This is a genomic window from Cellulosilyticum sp. ST5 (assembly GCF_046529625.1).
GTDB classification, from domain to species: domain Bacteria; phylum Bacillota; class Clostridia; order Lachnospirales; family Cellulosilyticaceae; genus Cellulosilyticum; species Cellulosilyticum lentocellum.
The window spans coordinates 558,731-575,883 of sequence record NZ_CP132338.1 but is presented as its reverse complement, the minus strand read 5'-3'; the positions used below and the strand labels follow the sequence as shown (position 1 = coordinate 575,883).

At 33.3% G+C, this 17,153-nt stretch carries 24 protein-coding genes; 2 read left to right on the top strand and 22 right to left on the bottom strand.

Features of this window, described 5'->3' with window-relative positions:
* Window positions 1-77: 77 nt before the first annotated feature.
* Window positions 78-230 carry a hypothetical protein gene (locus tag QTL86_RS02805; RefSeq protein ID WP_410496414.1) on the bottom strand — a complete coding sequence of 51 codons (153 nt, stop codon included), beginning with the start codon at window positions 228-230 and terminating at the stop codon, window positions 78-80.
* Window positions 231-709: 479 nt separating this feature from the next.
* Here QTL86_RS02805 and QTL86_RS02800 point away from each other — a divergent pair, with 479 nt between their 5' ends.
* Window positions 710-976: a DUF3795 domain-containing protein gene (locus tag QTL86_RS02800; protein ID WP_410496413.1), complete on the top strand. Its 267-nt coding sequence runs from the start codon at window positions 710-712 to the stop codon at window positions 974-976.
* Window positions 977-1,133: 157 nt separating this feature from the next.
* Here the strand turns inward: QTL86_RS02800 and QTL86_RS02795 are convergent, their stop codons facing one another.
* The 5 genes from QTL86_RS02795 to QTL86_RS02775 all read right to left on the bottom strand — a co-directional run bounded on the left by QTL86_RS02795 (window position 1,134) and on the right by QTL86_RS02775 (window position 5,141).
* The gene (locus tag QTL86_RS02795; protein WP_410496412.1) at window positions 1,134-1,316 is read right to left on the bottom strand and encodes a hypothetical protein; all 183 of its coding nucleotides are present in this window, start codon (window positions 1,314-1,316) and stop codon (window positions 1,134-1,136) included.
* Window positions 1,317-1,677: 361 nt separating this feature from the next.
* The gene (locus QTL86_RS02790; RefSeq protein WP_410496411.1) at window positions 1,678-2,307 is read right to left on the bottom strand and encodes a nitroreductase family protein; all 630 of its coding nucleotides are present in this window, start codon (window positions 2,305-2,307) and stop codon (window positions 1,678-1,680) included.
* A gap of 384 nt (window positions 2,308-2,691) precedes the next feature.
* A complete protein-coding gene (locus QTL86_RS02785; protein ID WP_410496410.1) occupies window positions 2,692-3,123 on the bottom strand; it encodes a hypothetical protein in 432 nt (143 codons plus the stop codon).
* Entirely contained in the window at window positions 3,095-3,979 is an 885-nt protein-coding gene (locus QTL86_RS02780) for a hypothetical protein (protein ID WP_013656900.1), read from the bottom strand. The genes QTL86_RS02785 and QTL86_RS02780 overlap by 29 nt, the downstream gene beginning before the upstream one ends.
* A 262-nt stretch (window positions 3,980-4,241) precedes the next feature.
* Window positions 4,242-5,141 (bottom strand): copper amine oxidase N-terminal domain-containing protein, encoded by a 900-nt coding sequence (locus QTL86_RS02775; RefSeq protein WP_410496409.1) that lies wholly within the window; start codon window positions 5,139-5,141, stop codon window positions 4,242-4,244.
* Window positions 5,142-5,536: 395 nt separating this feature from the next.
* Between QTL86_RS02775 and QTL86_RS02770 the strand changes: the two genes are divergently transcribed.
* Complete coding sequence (locus QTL86_RS02770; protein WP_127066180.1) at window positions 5,537-5,941, top strand: hypothetical protein; 405 nt, start codon at window positions 5,537-5,539, stop codon at window positions 5,939-5,941.
* Between the two features lie 952 nt (window positions 5,942-6,893).
* On the opposite strand, the gene QTL86_RS02765 is transcribed toward QTL86_RS02770, so the two are convergent.
* The 16 genes from QTL86_RS02765 to QTL86_RS02690 form a co-directional block, all read right to left on the bottom strand.
* Window positions 6,894-7,613, bottom strand: coding sequence for a hypothetical protein (locus QTL86_RS02765; RefSeq protein WP_410496408.1), 720 nt, complete (start codon window positions 7,611-7,613; stop codon window positions 6,894-6,896).
* A 265-nt stretch (window positions 7,614-7,878) separates the two neighbouring features.
* Window positions 7,879-8,115, bottom strand: a complete 237-nt coding sequence (locus QTL86_RS02760; RefSeq protein ID WP_410496407.1) for a hypothetical protein — start codon at window positions 8,113-8,115, stop codon at window positions 7,879-7,881.
* A 141-nt stretch (window positions 8,116-8,256) separates the two neighbouring features.
* Window positions 8,257-8,952: a M15 family metallopeptidase gene (locus QTL86_RS02755; RefSeq protein WP_410496406.1), complete on the bottom strand. Its 696-nt coding sequence runs from the start codon at window positions 8,950-8,952 to the stop codon at window positions 8,257-8,259.
* Window positions 8,949-9,248: a hypothetical protein gene (locus tag QTL86_RS02750; RefSeq protein WP_410496405.1), complete on the bottom strand. Its 300-nt coding sequence runs from the start codon at window positions 9,246-9,248 to the stop codon at window positions 8,949-8,951. The genes QTL86_RS02755 and QTL86_RS02750 overlap by 4 nt, the downstream gene beginning before the upstream one ends.
* 6 nt (window positions 9,249-9,254) lie before the next feature.
* A complete protein-coding gene (locus QTL86_RS02745) occupies window positions 9,255-9,518 on the bottom strand; it encodes a hypothetical protein (RefSeq protein WP_410496404.1) in 264 nt (87 codons plus the stop codon).
* Window positions 9,519-9,527: 9 nt separating this feature from the next.
* A complete protein-coding gene (locus tag QTL86_RS02740) occupies window positions 9,528-9,758 on the bottom strand; it encodes a hemolysin XhlA family protein (protein WP_410496403.1) in 231 nt (76 codons plus the stop codon).
* A gap of 66 nt (window positions 9,759-9,824) precedes the next feature.
* Window positions 9,825-9,965 carry a hypothetical protein gene (locus QTL86_RS02735; RefSeq protein WP_410496401.1) on the bottom strand — a complete coding sequence of 47 codons (141 nt, stop codon included), beginning with the start codon at window positions 9,963-9,965 and terminating at the stop codon, window positions 9,825-9,827.
* Window positions 9,966-10,000: 35 nt separating this feature from the next.
* On the bottom strand, window positions 10,001-10,285 hold the full coding sequence (locus QTL86_RS02730; protein ID WP_410496400.1) for a hypothetical protein: 285 nt from the start codon (window positions 10,283-10,285) through the stop codon (window positions 10,001-10,003).
* Window positions 10,286-10,321: 36 nt separating this feature from the next.
* Complete coding sequence (locus tag QTL86_RS02725; RefSeq protein WP_410496399.1) at window positions 10,322-11,359, bottom strand: hypothetical protein; 1,038 nt, start codon at window positions 11,357-11,359, stop codon at window positions 10,322-10,324.
* Between the two features lie 15 nt (window positions 11,360-11,374).
* The gene (locus QTL86_RS02720) at window positions 11,375-11,980 is read right to left on the bottom strand and encodes a YmfQ family protein (protein WP_127067150.1); all 606 of its coding nucleotides are present in this window, start codon (window positions 11,978-11,980) and stop codon (window positions 11,375-11,377) included.
* 4 nt (window positions 11,981-11,984) lie between these two features.
* On the bottom strand, window positions 11,985-13,634 hold the full coding sequence (locus QTL86_RS02715) for a hypothetical protein (protein WP_127067151.1): 1,650 nt from the start codon (window positions 13,632-13,634) through the stop codon (window positions 11,985-11,987).
* Between the two features lie 3 nt (window positions 13,635-13,637).
* The gene (locus QTL86_RS02710) at window positions 13,638-14,675 is read right to left on the bottom strand and encodes a baseplate J/gp47 family protein (protein ID WP_410496397.1); all 1,038 of its coding nucleotides are present in this window, start codon (window positions 14,673-14,675) and stop codon (window positions 13,638-13,640) included.
* Window positions 14,672-15,076 (bottom strand): DUF2634 domain-containing protein, encoded by a 405-nt coding sequence (locus QTL86_RS02705; protein WP_127067153.1) that lies wholly within the window; start codon window positions 15,074-15,076, stop codon window positions 14,672-14,674. The genes QTL86_RS02710 and QTL86_RS02705 overlap by 4 nt, the downstream gene beginning before the upstream one ends.
* Window positions 15,076-15,489 carry a DUF2577 domain-containing protein gene (locus tag QTL86_RS02700; RefSeq protein WP_127067154.1) on the bottom strand — a complete coding sequence of 138 codons (414 nt, stop codon included), beginning with the start codon at window positions 15,487-15,489 and terminating at the stop codon, window positions 15,076-15,078. The genes QTL86_RS02705 and QTL86_RS02700 overlap by 1 nt, the downstream gene beginning before the upstream one ends.
* The gene (locus tag QTL86_RS02695; RefSeq protein ID WP_410496396.1) at window positions 15,482-16,480 is read right to left on the bottom strand and encodes a hydrolase; all 999 of its coding nucleotides are present in this window, start codon (window positions 16,478-16,480) and stop codon (window positions 15,482-15,484) included. Before QTL86_RS02695 ends, QTL86_RS02700 begins: the two co-directional genes overlap by 8 nt.
* A complete protein-coding gene (locus QTL86_RS02690) occupies window positions 16,473-17,153 on the bottom strand; it encodes a LysM peptidoglycan-binding domain-containing protein (RefSeq protein ID WP_410496395.1) in 681 nt (226 codons plus the stop codon). The genes QTL86_RS02695 and QTL86_RS02690 overlap by 8 nt, the downstream gene beginning before the upstream one ends.

The window sequence follows — 17,153 nt, the reverse complement described above, 5'->3', positions numbered from 1 at the left end:
TTTAGCTTTTAGTCATATATAATAACCTCTCTACAAAATATATACTAATGCTATTTGCTATTTTCACACCCAGTAGGTTAATTTTTAACTTCATCTCCTATGTATTTAATACCCATATACTTCTCAAAAGCTTTTTTTACCTTTTCTTCTAGTGCTTTACGTTCTTCTGGAGTAGCTTCTTCTATAGGTTTTACCACATCTCCAACATGTAATAAGATAATGTATTTCATACTTATTGCTCCTTTCTTATTTTTTAGAGCATTGACATCTTAGTAGAAATTTAGACATAAAAAATAGTATTAGTTTTTGAGTCACTAAAAAACATTAAGTCCTAAAAACTATTGAAAATACTGACTTTTCCGCCTATCAAGGCACTTGAAACCACAACGAATTTTAATGTTTTGGTACCCAAATGGTGCCCTGATTTCCTATGACGATATAAAATGCTATAAGCAGATGTAAAGAAATATCATAATCTTCGAGGGCGAAAGCACTCGTTGCTTTCGTCCTCTTGTCTGCCAGATATGCAGGGGCAGATACACTTGTCAACGGCGGGTGAAGCCCGTTTATCTTGACCGTTGACGAGTGTGAAAGGCTCTGCTACCTTTCATAAGGTAAAAAAGATAGAAAAAATCACAACTTATATGGTAAAATGTATATGTCATAGAAATCAGCAAATAATAATTTATTAAAAAGGAGTTATCAAGATATGGCTGATATTATTAAAGGAAAATGCGGAACAGATTGCACCACTTGCAGTTTCAAGGAAAAAACAAACTGCAAAGGTTGTATTGAAATGGATGGAAACCTTTTTTGGGGTGAATGTGATATTTATAAATGTGCCAAAAATAAAGGCTTTGAGCATTGCGGTATGTGTGATAAATTACCCTGTGGAGAGTTAACGCATTATATTGAAACCGGGCATAACCCCAATCGTTTGAAAAACCTAAAAAAGTGGAAAGAAGAAGTATTGTAAATACATAATTTGTAAGGGTTTGGGGCATCCCCAACAAACAAATATACAGGGCATTTTTACAGAAAGGGTACCCCTTTCCTATGCTTGCTACGCTACGGAACTTTTCACAAAGGAACGGAATGAATAATCTAAACGGATAGCATTTCTCTTTGAAATGTTACGCAGTTAAATGGCGTTTTTGAGGGAAAAGGTATAAATGTTCTGTACCATCGGTTTTGGTTCTTGCAAAGTCTTTATTTGCGAGGCCTATTGCCCCTCTAATGCGTAACATAATGGCAAAACAAGGTTGTCCTAAACTGCCTTTGGCATGATAACACTGCCCTGTGCTTATGTGCATCATCTTATTTGTGGTGCTAAAATGGTGCCCAACTTTACAAAACCAACTTATACGAAGATATAAAGCAATAAGCAGAAATATGCGAAAAATCCATGATTTAAGATACTTTCAGGCGATTTCTACAAACACTTGTAAAGGCTTATCAGGCAATTTTCGTCTATATAATCAATAAAAAATAGAACCAAGTTTTCACCTGGTCCTACAGAAACTATCTTTTTAATTACTAATCTAAATAACTATTTGCTTAGTAGAATATTCTGATTGGGTTACCTTCATAAACTGGAATTTAAATATGTTATTGTCCTCTCTAAAACCTGGATATTGTTAACTTCGTGTTATGCTCAATGTATTATATGAATTTGAGCTATATCCAACTATTCCAGTGAATTCTCTCATCGATATCAATAGTCTTCTGCCTTACCGTAACAGCATCTTTTTGAGCTTGTCCTATTCCAATAAAGCAAGGCATCATATATTCATCCGGATATCCAAGAATTTTTTTTGACCACTCGTCTTCATTGCCTAACGGAATTCTTAGATTGCATCCATAATTCATTGCTGTAGCCGCCAAAAAAATGTTTTCTATACAACACCAAATAGAGGCAAATCCATTTAATTGAGATAAATTATCTGCCGATAATATCTTCGTTTTTTGCTTAAACAACGGAATAATTATTACTGATGCATCAGCAAGCATTCTGTATTGTTTCGGAACTGCATCTCTATAGCATGCTTGTTGTTCATTGTCATTAAGGTTCCAATCACGTATAAGATTACTCATGTCCTCTTCTGAAATACCTTTAGGAACAATATCAAGTAATGTTATAACAGTTTTCTTATCTTTTATTACAATAAAATTCCAATCTCTCATATGATCATTTGTTGGAGCACAAAATCCAGCCTCTATGATTTTCTTAATATCTTCATCTTTTATCTGTTTGTTTTCAAAATCCCTAATTGTTCTTCTTTTATGTACTACCTCAAAAAAATCCATAATAATATCTCCCTTCAGCTTGTGTAATACTTTCTCGCTTCCATACCATTTTCATATTAATATAAAAATAATCTCCACTACAAATTCTAATTCATCAACCTATCAAATATTCATTTTCTCTATTATACAAAAACAGGACCAAGATTGCACCTGATCCTATCTAAAACTATCTATTTATTATTATTTTAAATTTCTACACATCAAAAACCATATCCCTTCCTTTGTAGGAATATGTCCACATAATTCATAGTATAATCAACTTTATTCTTTCTATCATATAAAATTACAGGATATATAATATATCCTTATATTAATAAGTATTAGTAACTAAAACAACTATAGACTAACTTATCACCCTTTAAATATTCCATATTTACTCTGGCTCTATTTTAAAAATATAAAACTTAATAATGCGAATACAAAAAACGGAATTAGTATCTTTAGTATTTTTTGTGAATTAAATTTCACATTCTTTTTATATTTACTTACTATAAAACATAATAATAATAGAAGCGAAAAATATGTTGAAATAGCATAGAATATATCTCCACCATATATATGTGCAAACATAACTATGGCAACACCAAAAAGGCAGTACTCAAATTTCCCTTTATCTTCATCTTCTGTAAAATCCTCATCATACTTTAAACTTTTTATAATAAGTTTGCTGAAATTATAGATATTAATAATCAGTATAATAAAACATATAACACCTATTATAACCAATAGAACCCCCCCATTTAAAAGAAGTGTGATATATGTAATATTATCACACTTCTTTGTAATATTATAGAGTAATATTACAGCTATCGCCATAAACTCTTGTTGCTAAAGTATCGCATATGCACCAATATGTATTATCCGTCTTACTTCCTGTATATGAATACCCATCATAATAGATAGTTTTAGCCCCTGAGTAAGCTATATCATTTATTTCATATCTATATCCCCCGTTAGTCCAATATGCATACTTTGAAGAATCCACTTGATCTCTAGCAAAATAATTATATCCGTATTCAATAGCTGACCATGTACGTGAAGAAGCAATATTAAGAATGTTACTACTTACATAAACAGCGATACCACCTTTAATTATTTCACTAATGAATTTTTTTGCTGCTAACTCAGGTAAGTAGAGTGATGCAACAACTGCTATTACGAGGTTAGCAAGTGTTCCTGTATAACTAGGAATTGTGTAATTTGTTTGTCCATTTTTAACTACCTTATAATAAACATCCATATTATTGGTCTTGCTTGTTCCAAAAACTTCAGCTCCTACAGTTGATATGTATGTATATCCTGAAGGTACTGCTGCAGCTCTGGATATTACAGTGTCTTTAGAATTTAAAGTATTAACTACAGGTATTTCCTCTGCTTTTATTTCAGGCAATATTAACTCGCATTCTCCCTTGTCTGGAGTATATGATGTAGCTTCCTCTGTGACCTTATCATATGTACATCTTTCAACTAACTGATTGTTTTCATCATATTGGGTAACTATTATCTTATTTCCAACCTCTTCCCATTTAATAGAATCCCAAATATCGTCAGTTGTAGTATAAGCATTATTACTAGGTATTGTAGCTGCATACAAGTTTCCTGTAAATAACGAACCCACTAAAAACAAAATAGATACTTTCTTTAAAATAGATTTCCCCTTTAATTTTTTCATATTATAGCAAACTCCTTTTTATTTAATTATCTTAGTATAAATGGCCATTTTTTAAGATAATTAAATAATAATACTTATTTACATTTTTTTCAATATTTATATAAAATTTTTAATAAAAAATATTTTTTGTAAATTTATATAAATATTTAAATTTGTACAAATTACTGTAATTATCTAATTATAACTGTCAAATTAGTTTTATAATTTTCACTTCCACAAAAATAAGGCTAGAAAAATCTAACCTTTTAAACAAACTATTCTTTTATTCAAGTTTATTTGTTGAACTAATCTTATAGATATGATCATTATTCTGTTTTATATAACTAATATCTCCTCCTAGTAACTGAACCAGTATCCTTACAGGCAAGTAGGCCTTACCATTTTCAAAAATAGGAGCTAATTCAATGGTTACTTCTGTTCCATCTATTTTTGCTGTTGTACTTCCTAATACCAGAGAAATAGTTTTTTTGTCTAATCCATTTATCTCTATCAAACGTTTCTTTTCTATCCATTCAACTTTGACTCCTAGCACTTCTCCTAAATCCTTTAAACTAAAATAAGTATGATTTTTTCTAATCAAGCCTTCTAAATCATATTTTCCCCTTACACTGTCCTCTAAAATATAGACTGAATCATTATTTTCTATTCTAGTAATCCATTTTTCTATTTCTTTAAAACACTTAACGTAATAAGTATCTTTTTCGGGCTTATCTTTTAGATTGTTGATTTGTAATGTTTTAGTTATATCATTTGGATAAACTTCTTTAAGTGTAACTATTCCTTGAGGTGTAATTGGCATATAGTATATTTCTTTATCTCCATTCATACATTCTGTCAAAAATAATAAAGTATATGTCCCTATTTCTCCAAGTCTATAATCTGTGCTTATATGTGTTGTTGCTTCTCTAGCACCTGGTGTTACTATTGTCATTTCTCCTTTTATTATCTCTCTATCCGTTCTATTCTTTAAAATATCGTAAACCTTTATCTTCCACTGGGTATCTGCTGTAAATCCTGATTCTGTACCTCTCCTGTCAAATGTTTCACTTTTGTGTGTCATTCCTGTTTCTTCCACTATTTGAGCAAGTACAATCATATCAGAGCGTTTAACTAGCATCTCTGGCTCTACATATATATAGCACCCTAGTATAGTATTGGTCATTATTATTAGACAAATCAGTATTATTCCCCGTCGCTTTTTTAGCATCTTGCTTCTCCCCTTTATCAAGAATATCTATCATCTTAATCTTATATCTATTAATCTAATATATCCATTACGACTCTATTACATTTATATGACTTTAAACTCTTGATAAACAAATTCGCATTTGGGACATAAAAAATGAGCTACATACTAATTTATAGCCTCTATAGAAACTACTTTTTAGTCGCAAAAGATACACCAAGGACTAATCCAAAGCTTTATTTACAAATAGTATATTAACCAAAATAACATAATTTTATAAAAAATAAAAATTTTAATAAAATACTTTATTTTACAACAAAACATGTCATAATTAGGATGTAATTTACATACTATAAAAAGGGGAAATTAAAATGAAAATAATTAAAAAGGTTTTGCTATCAACTTTATTAGTGGCATCATTAGTGACTACTCTATTCGCATCAAGTGCAGACACAAATTTCACTTTTGAAAATGGGGAAATCATTTGTGATTGTGGATATACCTTGGCTGAGCATGAGGAGTTTAAAGCTCAACAAAACCCTAACGCAAGATATCAACCATGTATATGTGGCGGAAGGGAACAGAGCGAAATCGTATATGTAGATAGCAAATGGTCTTATACGGGAACTTCAAAAAAATGTGCACATTATCAATTTGGTTATGATTTTGAGCAAACTAAAGGTACACGTATAAGATACTGGTGTAATAGTTGTGGACGCGAAAGTTTTTCTAATGGTTATATAACACAATGGGAATGTCAAGGGTTTAATAGTTAATAGTATTATAACAAGTGTGTAAATTACATTTATTGGTAGCTTTCTATGATAAAACAATTTCATAGGAAGCTGTCTTTATGTATAAGTATTTAAGATTCAATAAAATACCTTTATAAGAAACTCTACAAAATCTACTAAAATGAGAAATGCATAAATACCTTATTTTTGAGTTTTACACTTTATCCTACGTATTCTCTACAATACATAAAAATCGCACTAAACAAGTCTGCATATTTCTAAAAGCAATTCATGTCTAATAATGCAAACAAATCTACGTTTTTTCTCTCTACCTAATCTGGCATATACAACTTCTTGTTTTATTTTTATAAGCTTATTTAATTTAACAATCTTTATTACAAGTCGAACCATGTAATATATTAATGCATACAATACATTAGGCACTCCTTTTCTAGCTTGCCCCTAAATATGGGGGCTTTTTTTATTTAAAAACACCTTACCTTTTTATGCATAAACTTGATCTTCGGATATGTATTAGTAATGTAACGCTTATATTAGTCACTAATTTACACCAAAGATAATTCATCAAATTTCATCATAAAATTTATTTTCCTACTGTATAAACATCAAAAACTCGTAAGTCATTGGTAACCAAGAACTTACGAGTTTTCTTTTACTTCGCCTGATAGAATAACCTTCTACGACGTGCGTTATCCAAAACTGTGCATCAGCCTTCTCCAATCTCTATACTCCAGCTACAATTATCTGATAAGTCTACTGACCAAACCTCCCATTCCGTGTGAGGAAAATAATACAATAGTTTTCTAGAGATGTGGAAATGCAGGGTGGGCATTGTCCAGCTTTCCATCTGCTATCAGGTTAAAAAGAGGTAAATCTAACGGTTTACCTAGGAGTAAATTCAAGAGAAAATCCTTCATTTCCTGTATACCTCTTCTTATATTTATATCATTGCCTATCAGAATATCAAATTTTATTAGAGTATACTTTGACCTTGATCTTGTCCTTGTCCTTGCCCTTGTCCTTGTCCTTGTTGAGCTGTACCACCTGTTCCACCACTAGCATCTGATACTTGAACCGGTACCCCTACTTGAACAGGAACTATATCATTATCAGGGTCTGCAGTAGAAGTTGAACCACCAACATTAATACGAATTACAAACCTATTATCTATAGTGCTAGTATTAGGTGTGTCTATAGTATTTGTCTCTGAATCATTTTGTGAAGATGCTTGCCCCTGAACTTGTGCTTGTGCTTGAGCATTAAGTTGAGCTTGCAACTGAGCTTGAAGTTGTGCTTGGGCATTAAGTTGGGCTTGAAGCTGGGCTTGAACTTGTGCTTGGGCATTAAGTTGGGCTTGAAGCTGGGCTTGAACTTGTGCTTGGGCATTAAGTTGGGCTTGAAGCTGGGCTTGAACTTGTGCTTGGGCATTGAGTTGGGCTTGAAGTTGGGCTTGATTCTGTTCAACTGCCTGTAATTGGGCTTGAAGCTGAGCTTGGAGTTGAGCTTGGGTTTGAAGTTGTGCTTGGAATTGTTCTTGCTTTTGTTCCATTTTTTGTAACTGGGCTTGAACTTGAGCTTGGAATTGCTTTTGTTGCTGTTCTAATTTAGTAAGTCGAATATCAACATCTTTTACTTTATAACAGCAATTTCTCCCCTCGTAAGCATAATCGTCATAACAGTCGTCTTTTTTCATTAATAAAACCCCTTTCTTATTATATATTTGTACTATAATAGTATTCTTTCCTTGTCCTTAAGTTGACAACTTTCTAACCTTTTCATCAAAAAACGTTATTATTTTTCGATGAATCACACCTGAGACTTTTTACTGTTATGATTGATGAGTATATAGATTACTATAACAACTATAGATATCAATAGGTGCTAAACAAAGCTAGTTCCAGTACAGTACAGAAATTAGCTTTGTTTAATAGGTGCCTATATGCCCCTAATGAGTTACCTCAGTTAAGGTAATCATCAAATATGCATACTGTAAAATTTTTAATTCTTTTGTTATATGCTGAATCTAGCATAATACTTCTAAAGTGTAAACCAACTCCATCTTGTTCCCTATAATTGTTACTAGTATTATGAATAGGATTAATTTCTTTGTGCCTAATAAGTAAATTGATTTTTAGATTCCCCTTAGCTTCTTTTCCATTCATCATACATCTTGCATTCTCCTTAAACTTCATCATTGTATTGTTAAGTTCACATTTTGAAGAGGAAATATGCACCCCGTTTTTATGTTCTTAAAAAAGTCATTGCTAGCAGCCTCGGCTAAAAAATTATACATTATTGCATTTTAAGCATAAAAAATAAGGGTAAGGCTTTTGGCCCTACCCCAATTTGCTAAACTTAATTAGTAATGATCTAATGTTATTAACTGTGTATCTTTTTTCATCCCAGATAACACGCTGAGATATAGCTCCTAAGAACACTAACTTATCTATAGCCTGCTTGTACTGTAAATCGCTTACAGAACCATCTATTTTAATGCCTACAAGCTTACAAACTAAAGCTGGTACATTGTTAAGGTTAATTAAGTCTAGGCGTTTCCATGCATTAAACGTGAGCTGTACACCATTCTTGATAATACTACTTACTGCATTGAATAGTTCATTATCTGTAACTGAGGTAACTGCGGGTACTTTCCAAGCTTGGTCTATTTCAAAGTGTGGAGTGTCAGGAGTACTATTCCAATCTCCCCCCCACGTAATTCCTAGGAGAGCTGCAACTTCTGCACACTTCTTGAAGAATGTCTTATCGCTATATTCTTGGCCCTTAACATTCTTACAAATATCCCAAGCTCTACGTGATGTGTGTCTAGATGATTTGGTCCATGTAACCTTATTTCCTGGTCGTGTACGTCCTTGTTCATATAGATAATTCTGGCGTTCTTGAGAACGGTATGTTTCTGTAATAAGTACATTTAAGCCGTTCTTCTTACATTCTTCCATAAATAAAACACAAGCCTTTTGAGCCTGTGCTGATAATTCTTTTGTATCTCTACATGGTTTAGTAACATCCATCATTTAACACCTTCTTTCGTGTTAACAAGCCCCTCTTTATCCATAATGTCAAACGTCCCTTGGATTAGTAGCCTAAGTGCCTTCTCATCAAACCATTTAAAGCGCTTTCTTAAGAAGTTATATACATACTCTCGCCTATCTTCACCCACTTTATTTCCTGTAATCTGTGTTTCTGCATAGGCAATGGCTACTTTAACCCAGTACTCTAAATTGGAATACCTCTTGATTATTGGAGTAACTACCATACTTAAAAATAATAATACTACCACAACTAAAGAGGTCCATAAAAATTCTAACATTCTACATCATCCTTTCGTTTTCTTAATACTACCTAAAATGCTAAACTCTCCTACTGCTACTGCAAAAACACTCGCTATTAAGGTGCTGGGTTCACTTCCAGTCTTATAGAAAAGCCAGAGTACAACTCCTATAAAAACAAGTAAAAAAAGAAAGACACCTACAATGATGCCTTTCATAAAACTACCTTTTTTCTTCTGCTTACTTTTAGAAGCTTCCTTTTTACGAATAGCTTCTGCTTGCTCTAAGATCTTCTTTTCTTCTTCTGTCATATGTGCCTCCTATCTAAAGTACATTGCAATAACTCCTGCAATTATTGCTCCTGCAATACATCGCCATAGCCACTTATTTTGTTCTTCTAAGTCTAATATTCTATGGTTTGCTACTTTAAGCTTGTCTTCCATATTATCAAGCTTAAGGTCTACAGTTGGCATTATGTTGTCAACTGCAGTTTTGATACTTCCTAACTTTTCTTTGATTTCTTGAAGTACATCTTGTGTGTCCTGTGGCATAGCACCCTCCTTTTAGGCATAAAAAATACAGCCTATTAAGCTGCTCTCTTATGTCTATCTATTAAATTATTTTGTGCTTTCTTCTAATACTTCCCAAACTACTTCTTTTAGATTGAAAAGCTCAGGAACCTGTTCTTTAGTATAAAGATTTGCTTGAACATTTCCTACCCATACCTTTACTAAGCCTGAATCTCTTGTGAATTTCATCAGAATCACTCCTTACTAAATAATTTTTACTATACCTATGACATGAGTGTAGATACAATCATAGAAAGTTCTGTTACTGCTTGCTTTAATGCCTCATTATCCGCTTTAAGCAACTCAACTTCTGATTTAGGAATATCCTCATAAATAACAATAATATTTCCATCATCATCTAGCACATATCTTCCAATTTTACCATCTACCTCTTCTATCACTGGCGGATTGTTAATAATAGAATAAGTAATGCTGTCAGTTTCATCTAAGAATTGTTGTAATAAAACACTTTTTTGTTCTTGATCAGTACAAATCAATAATCTTTTCATTATGAATGATTCCTTTCATATTTATAAAACTATACACTATATGCAGTAATCAAGAGTAGCATTTCCGCTACCATTAGCATTGGTTGCGTGAAGAGTAACCCCACTTGCCCCAAAGAATATAAAATAAACAGCGGTATTATCTCCGTCTGTTAATTGGGTATAAGTAGGAGAAGCTGTTGAAATGGTCCCTGAATATAGCAAACTAAGACTACTACCACTTGGTTTCTTATATACTTGATAGGTAACAGCAACACCATAAAGACTATAACAATAAATCTTATATGCAGATCTAACAATGTAACAACTTTTAGTTGTAAAGTTATTACCAAATGTTAGGGTAAAACTTCCACAAGTTGCAGAAGTGGGTGAAGAAATGAGACCATTTGATATATAATAAGCCATATCATCAAATGGGGTTTGGTTGCTCAACGATGTTCCTAATTTGCCGTTAATGGCGTTGGCAACACTTGTTTTTCCATTAACGACAGTAGATTTTAAACCATCAAGTTCTGCACTTAAATCTCTTCCTTTGACGAGATTAGCATTTTCAACCTTGACACTAATACTACCATCTCCGCAAATGAATTTGAAGTAATTATCATTGTCTACGTTATACTGTAGTTTTGCTATCCATTGTCCACTTCCATGTGATATACCAGATGTACTCAATGTCTGTAACTCCCACGCATGTGAACCATCCACTGTATCAGCATTACCACCATTAGCTGGTAACGATGTAGGAAAATCTGTTATTTGTGATTTGGTATGAGTATGTGTGCTAGGTGGAAATGCAGAAGGTTTATTTAATAAGTCATTATAGCTTCCACTTGTAGCAACAGCATGTAAACCACTAATCATACTAACTGGATGTGTAGCTGGATGTGTATAGTTATTCGCTCCTGTGGCAACACCGTTTAATTTGACCTTATCCTCCTTTGACATAAATCCATTTGTAGTGATTGTTGCTGGTGTTAATAACCCATCTAGTACGTCAGAATTATAATTCAAGTCTTCAATGTTTACTGTGTCTGTACCATCAGGTTTTTTTAGACCATGATTTGTAGTTGTCTTCATGTTTTATTTCCTCCTTTAAACTGTTTTTACTTGTTCCCAAGTTGATTTATTTAATGTGCTCCAATCTCTATCAATTAAAGTATTCCAATAATTATAGGTGTACTCAAAACTAAATGCTAAGTGTGCTGGCTTAATTTCATTTATGGTGTTGGTTAGATCAACCATATTAGCTGGAATACCTTTCACACCAATAAATTTTATAATAAAACTTGATTGTTCAGGTTGTTCTATCACTTCGACTTCACCACCTGAAAATGAACTTACAACGTTAATTATCAGTTGTTTTGTAGTTGTACCAGAACCTCTTATTTTAGCCTTAATACGCTCCCTTCTAAATTCATAACTCTTATTGACCTCTGTTTCTAAATCAAAAATCTTCTCCCACCTGCTGAGGCCCCATGTAGCCGTTTCAATAAACATTTGATTGATTATGTCCTTCTTACAATCAATTACGCTAGCAACTTCTTGTCCAAGTATACTTTGTATAAGCTTCATTTCTTCAACTGTATGCCAATACTCGGGAAGGTATTTCATTAGGTCAACGCAAAATTTTTCATCTTCTGTATTACTATTTTCATCTGCATAAAAATGCCCTCCATAGAGTGCCTTACCATACCCCATAACGTCATACCCCCTTCAAGTCATTCCATGTAACACCAGTACTCGTTAAAAAATCACTTGCATGTTTACCATCCACTGTATCGGCATTCCCTCCATTTGCTGGTAACGATGTAGGGAAATCTGTTATTTGTGATTTGGTATGAGTATGTGTGCTAGGTGGAAATGCAGAAGGCTTTCCAGTAATACCAGTCCACGCTACACTTTCAGCTTTATCTACTACACCATTGCCAGTAGTGTCATATACTGACTTCAACATATCACCATAACCCGCAGTACCTAATTCATCTTTAGTTACATATTCGCTATGTTGATGTGCTGAACTTGCTTTTCCATTCCATGTGGCTTTTTCAGTATCAGTAACGTGACGTGTTACTGAGTCGTTAGGATGAATGTAATTATTTGCATTTTCAGCCACACCTTCAAGTTTGTTTTTCTCAGCTGTGGTGTAATCATTTGCGGAAAGTCCCTTTCCATCTACCTTGTCAACCTTATTACTGACTGTATTCCATAATGTTCTTTCTGCAGCTGTGATATGTTTAACAGCATCAGAAATATGTGTGAAGGCATTATTCCAGTTGCTAATTAAAGTGCTTGTTATTGCATCAATCAGTGATTTATTACCATGAGTATGTTTCTTATTGTTAACATCATCAAGGATTGTTTTATCTTCTTTAGACAATAACCCATCAATAGAAGTTGTAGCCTTTGGAATTGCATTAGCACTAATAACTATCCATTCCGTACCACTAAACCTATATGTATAATCGGTATCTTTTACGTTTACAGTCCAACCGTCAACTGGTGAAGGATAAGTTGTTGCTATGTCCTCAAATGTTGCCACCGACTCTTTCCAGTCGATTTTAGTTTCCAAACTAGACAACTTGTTATCAACTTCAGCTTTTGTGTATTTATCACTCCAAGAGTTTCTTTCAGCTGATGTTATATGCTTGACCATATCAGAAATGTGATTATCAAATTCAACCTTTGGGGCTTGTTTGATATTATCTAGATTTTCAAGTCCAACTTGACTTTTTGTGACGTTATGAGGATTAGAATAGTTTTCTTTATGAAGTATAAATTCTGCTTTTGAAGCTTGTTGTATATTATCAACTCTTTCAAGTTGTAATTGCTGTTTAGTCACACCATGAGGATTTAACTTATTATTTTTATGCTCATTTAACACTTCATTAGTCAGTTCTAAATCTACCCGGTTAACCTTATCATTCCATGCTAGACGTTCGGCTTGCATAATGTGTATTTTTGAGTTGGAAGCGTGATTATTTAAATTAGATGTTGTTTCTTCAAGTCCAACATCCAACTTGTCAACAGCCCATTGGAGATTGTTTATATCTTCTGCTTCTACTGTATCTCCTAAAGTCTCGTATGAAATGTAGACCTTTTCTCCTGGAGAAAATACTTTAATATACATTTTCCATGTTTCGTCTTTGAGTTCTATCGTATAATTTAACACTTTATCTCCCTGCTTATTAGGTTGTGTATAAATTTCTATAGTTTGCTTCAAAACGTTGTCATGGTTTAAAAATCCTTCCCACTTTCCTTCTGTCAAAAAAAGCACCTCATCTGTAACAGTATAAGGTGCTTGTCGTTTATTTAATTTATTAATAAAGCCATATAAATCTTTTAAATAACCCACTTACTACACCTCCACTATTAATGATCCTAAGACAGGTACCTCTTCTTCTGCTAATCTAACGTTAGATGTTGTATTGTTAACTTTCAAGTCACTATAATCAATAACCCCATCTGTCTCTAATAGAAGACTTCCTATAATAGCATAAGAGATAATCACTTTTTTTAGTGCCATCTCTCTAAAGTATTCTTCTAACTTTAACTTAAATTTTTGTTTTACATCCTCTAAAAATGCATCTTTTCCTATTTCTATAGACACTTCTATTGTAATAGTTTTAGGAGTTGGTGCTGCGACAGTTACAGTAGCTCCAATAGGACGTACCTCTTCTATGTATGCTTTAACACTATTTAAGATAGGCACATCTGCAGGTTCTTTATCAGCATTAACGACTATAACTTTAACAGTTCCTGCCCCATTCCATAAAGGAAATATTTTTGCATCACCCACTCCCTCTACTTCTAAAGCCCACTGCTTATATTGATGAATATTTCCTGATGTAGCTGGCATTTGAAGTTTGTTAAGAATTCTAAATCGTAGAGAGTCATCTGTTTCATCATTCAATCCTGGAATTAGAACTTCTTCTAATTCGGCATTTGCTAATCCTTCTATATAGTCAACTGGTACCAATTTACCGAAGGAAGTATTACCTATAGTTCCTGTCATTTCACACTTTACTTGAAATACTCCTTCTCCTATCTTTTCTATTACCGAATAGGATAAAGTATTAATGGTGTACCTACTTCCAATAGGCACATTAAAAGGATTGTTAGTGGCATTTTTAAAACTAGCCTTTCGTATGGAATAAGTAGCCATCTGCCTATCTACTCCAAACTGGCTGCCTAGTCTGTCCAAATATCCTTCTTCAGACGTATCTACAAATGCTAGATCAAGATATCCTTCTAGCTCTATATAGGCTTGTACAAGTTCAGCTGCTGCAGGAGCCAGAGCATTATATATAACGCTACCCTCCCGCTTATCAAGCGTATCAGGTACCCTATCCAGCATTCTTTGTAATAGTACATTAAAAGTAATTACTTCACTCATCCAATTCTCACCACCTTATCTATCTCAATTTCACCCTCTGTAGTGATAACCTTAAATTTAGCAATTACATCTCCTTTGCTATAGCTAAATTCAAAACTATTCACGCTTTCTATTCTGTCATCTTGTAACAATGCCTCAGTTATACGTCTCTTAATTTCTGGATAGCAATATGCAATAGGTTTACCAAAGAGGTCAGCTAACTCAATGCCATAATTCCAACTATAGATAAGATATTGGTACCTCTCTGTATTAATAATGTGATATATAGCCTGCTTAATAGCATCTATACCATCTACATAGTTTCCCATCTTATCCTTATCTATCTTTACCTCATAAGTCAAAGAAGGTTGTTCAGCTATTTCAATATCTGCTAATAAATCATCATTGACTGTAGGAATCATTAACCCCACTCTCCTTCAACCTGTATCTCACCTATTCGGTCAAGTACTATATACTTTTGTCCACCCTGTATTTTCAGAAGCAATACCTCTTCACTTTCTTTCAAACCATAGTGCACTAGCATTTTCTTTTTGCCACTGTTTTTATGCACATGTGTATTGCTAGATGTACTACCCTCAGGACAACTATGGGAATGTGATTCGCTCGAAGTACTATAACTCAGGCTAACATCTACATAATGATTCTTTACTTGATTGGTTAGTATAAGAAAGTCCTCATCTAAAGTTAACCTCTGTTCTACAGTAATAACTAAAGGCTCAGCACTCTCTACCAATCCTACAACTAAGCTTGTTGGGTTAGAGGCTTGTACTGCTTCAACTGCTGCCTTTTTAATAACTTCTACTAGATTAGACACTAAATTGCACCCCCTTATGTGTTCCACCACTTAGATACAAATCCATAGAATGGTGTCCGTTAGAGAAAGTATGTTTCACTTTCTCTACAAGCATATAATTAAATACATTTATATCTCCTAAATTTAACTTAACAATTACCATGGATCCTCCTCTTACTCTAATATCACCAAAGGCATTCTTAACTGTTAAATTTCTTGTTTTAGTGTTATAGAGTTCCAGTAAGGCATCAGCTTTACTTTGTCCATTTGTATTTGAGTCCACCGTATCCGTATATTGAAGCACCCCCCATTGCTTGATATGTTCTATATCTTTAGAAGTATAGACCTTTCCACCTTCTTCATTAATTAGCTTAATCTTATTGTATGTATTAGCATCTATAGAAGTTTTATAGTCTAAGTCTTCCCCTGTTTCACTATCAATAATAAGATCAAGTTTCATGTTTTCTAGACTCTTAAGCGCTAGCTTACCAAAATCATCATATAAAACATACATCTGTTTCTTATTTCTAAGTGTTTCATCTAATGCATACTGCATGGCATCAAATAAAGTTGTGTTGTCTTCTATTCTTGAAGCTATAATATACTTTGTATCTTCTATATTTCCCCACTTTAATTTAAATACTTCACACAACATTTTTAATAATGCACCCGCTGTAAGATTCTTATATTTATATGTATCCTTATTCTTAAAATATCTTAATTGGTCATATGCCGTAACACTTATGATTTGCCCCTTATCTCTTCCTTTTGTAAAAATAAATCCAAAGAATACATTCATGTCATTCACGATAAGCTTTACTGCATTTCCTTCTTGAATATTAAGGGTGGCATCTTTCATAACTTTGAATTTTAGTGTACCTGGTGAGCCTTTCCTCTCTGTTTCCAACGTAACGTCATCTTCTACGCAAGGTTCCTGCCAAAGTGAACCATTGATAATCTGCAAAGTGACCTTTTTTCTTACTGGTCCTATACTATTGACAATACTAGCCAAGCTTAATCACCTGCCCAACCTTAATCAGATTAGGATTAGAGATACCATTTAGTTTTGCAATCTTACTGTACTTAGATCCATCACCCAATTCCATTCGACATATAGACCACAGTGTCTCTCCTATCTTTACTGTATGATTCTTTGCAATTGTTTTTGTAGCTGGCCTAGAATTTACAACGGTCGCTACTTTTTTTGTAGATGTTTTTATCGTGCCTGCATTACTAGGTGTATCTACTTTTATAGTCTTAGTGGTGTAGGTTCTATATTGCTTTAACTTGATGGATACCCCTACATCAGTTCCATATTTATCAGCCTCCTCAGTGATTGTGTAATCTTCTAATGTAACGGTCATATTGGTAGAAAACAAATAATCACCATTAGGCTTTGTTCTAGCTACAATAAATTGGAATGATGCTAATGATGTTTTAAGATTATCTAATATACTCAGATAGTAGTCGGCCTTTCTATATCCTTCATAATAAGTCGCAAATGGATATTTCACATTAGGGAGTAGTATTTCAAAACTAATCTCTGTAAGTCCTGGAGTCTTAATAATATTTATTTCACCATCATTAATTAATGTCACTGTTTTGTTATTATTATTAATCTTAAGTTGAAGTTTAGAGGGTGCAATCGGTAACTGCACCTCTCCTAAGTAAAAAATATATGCCAT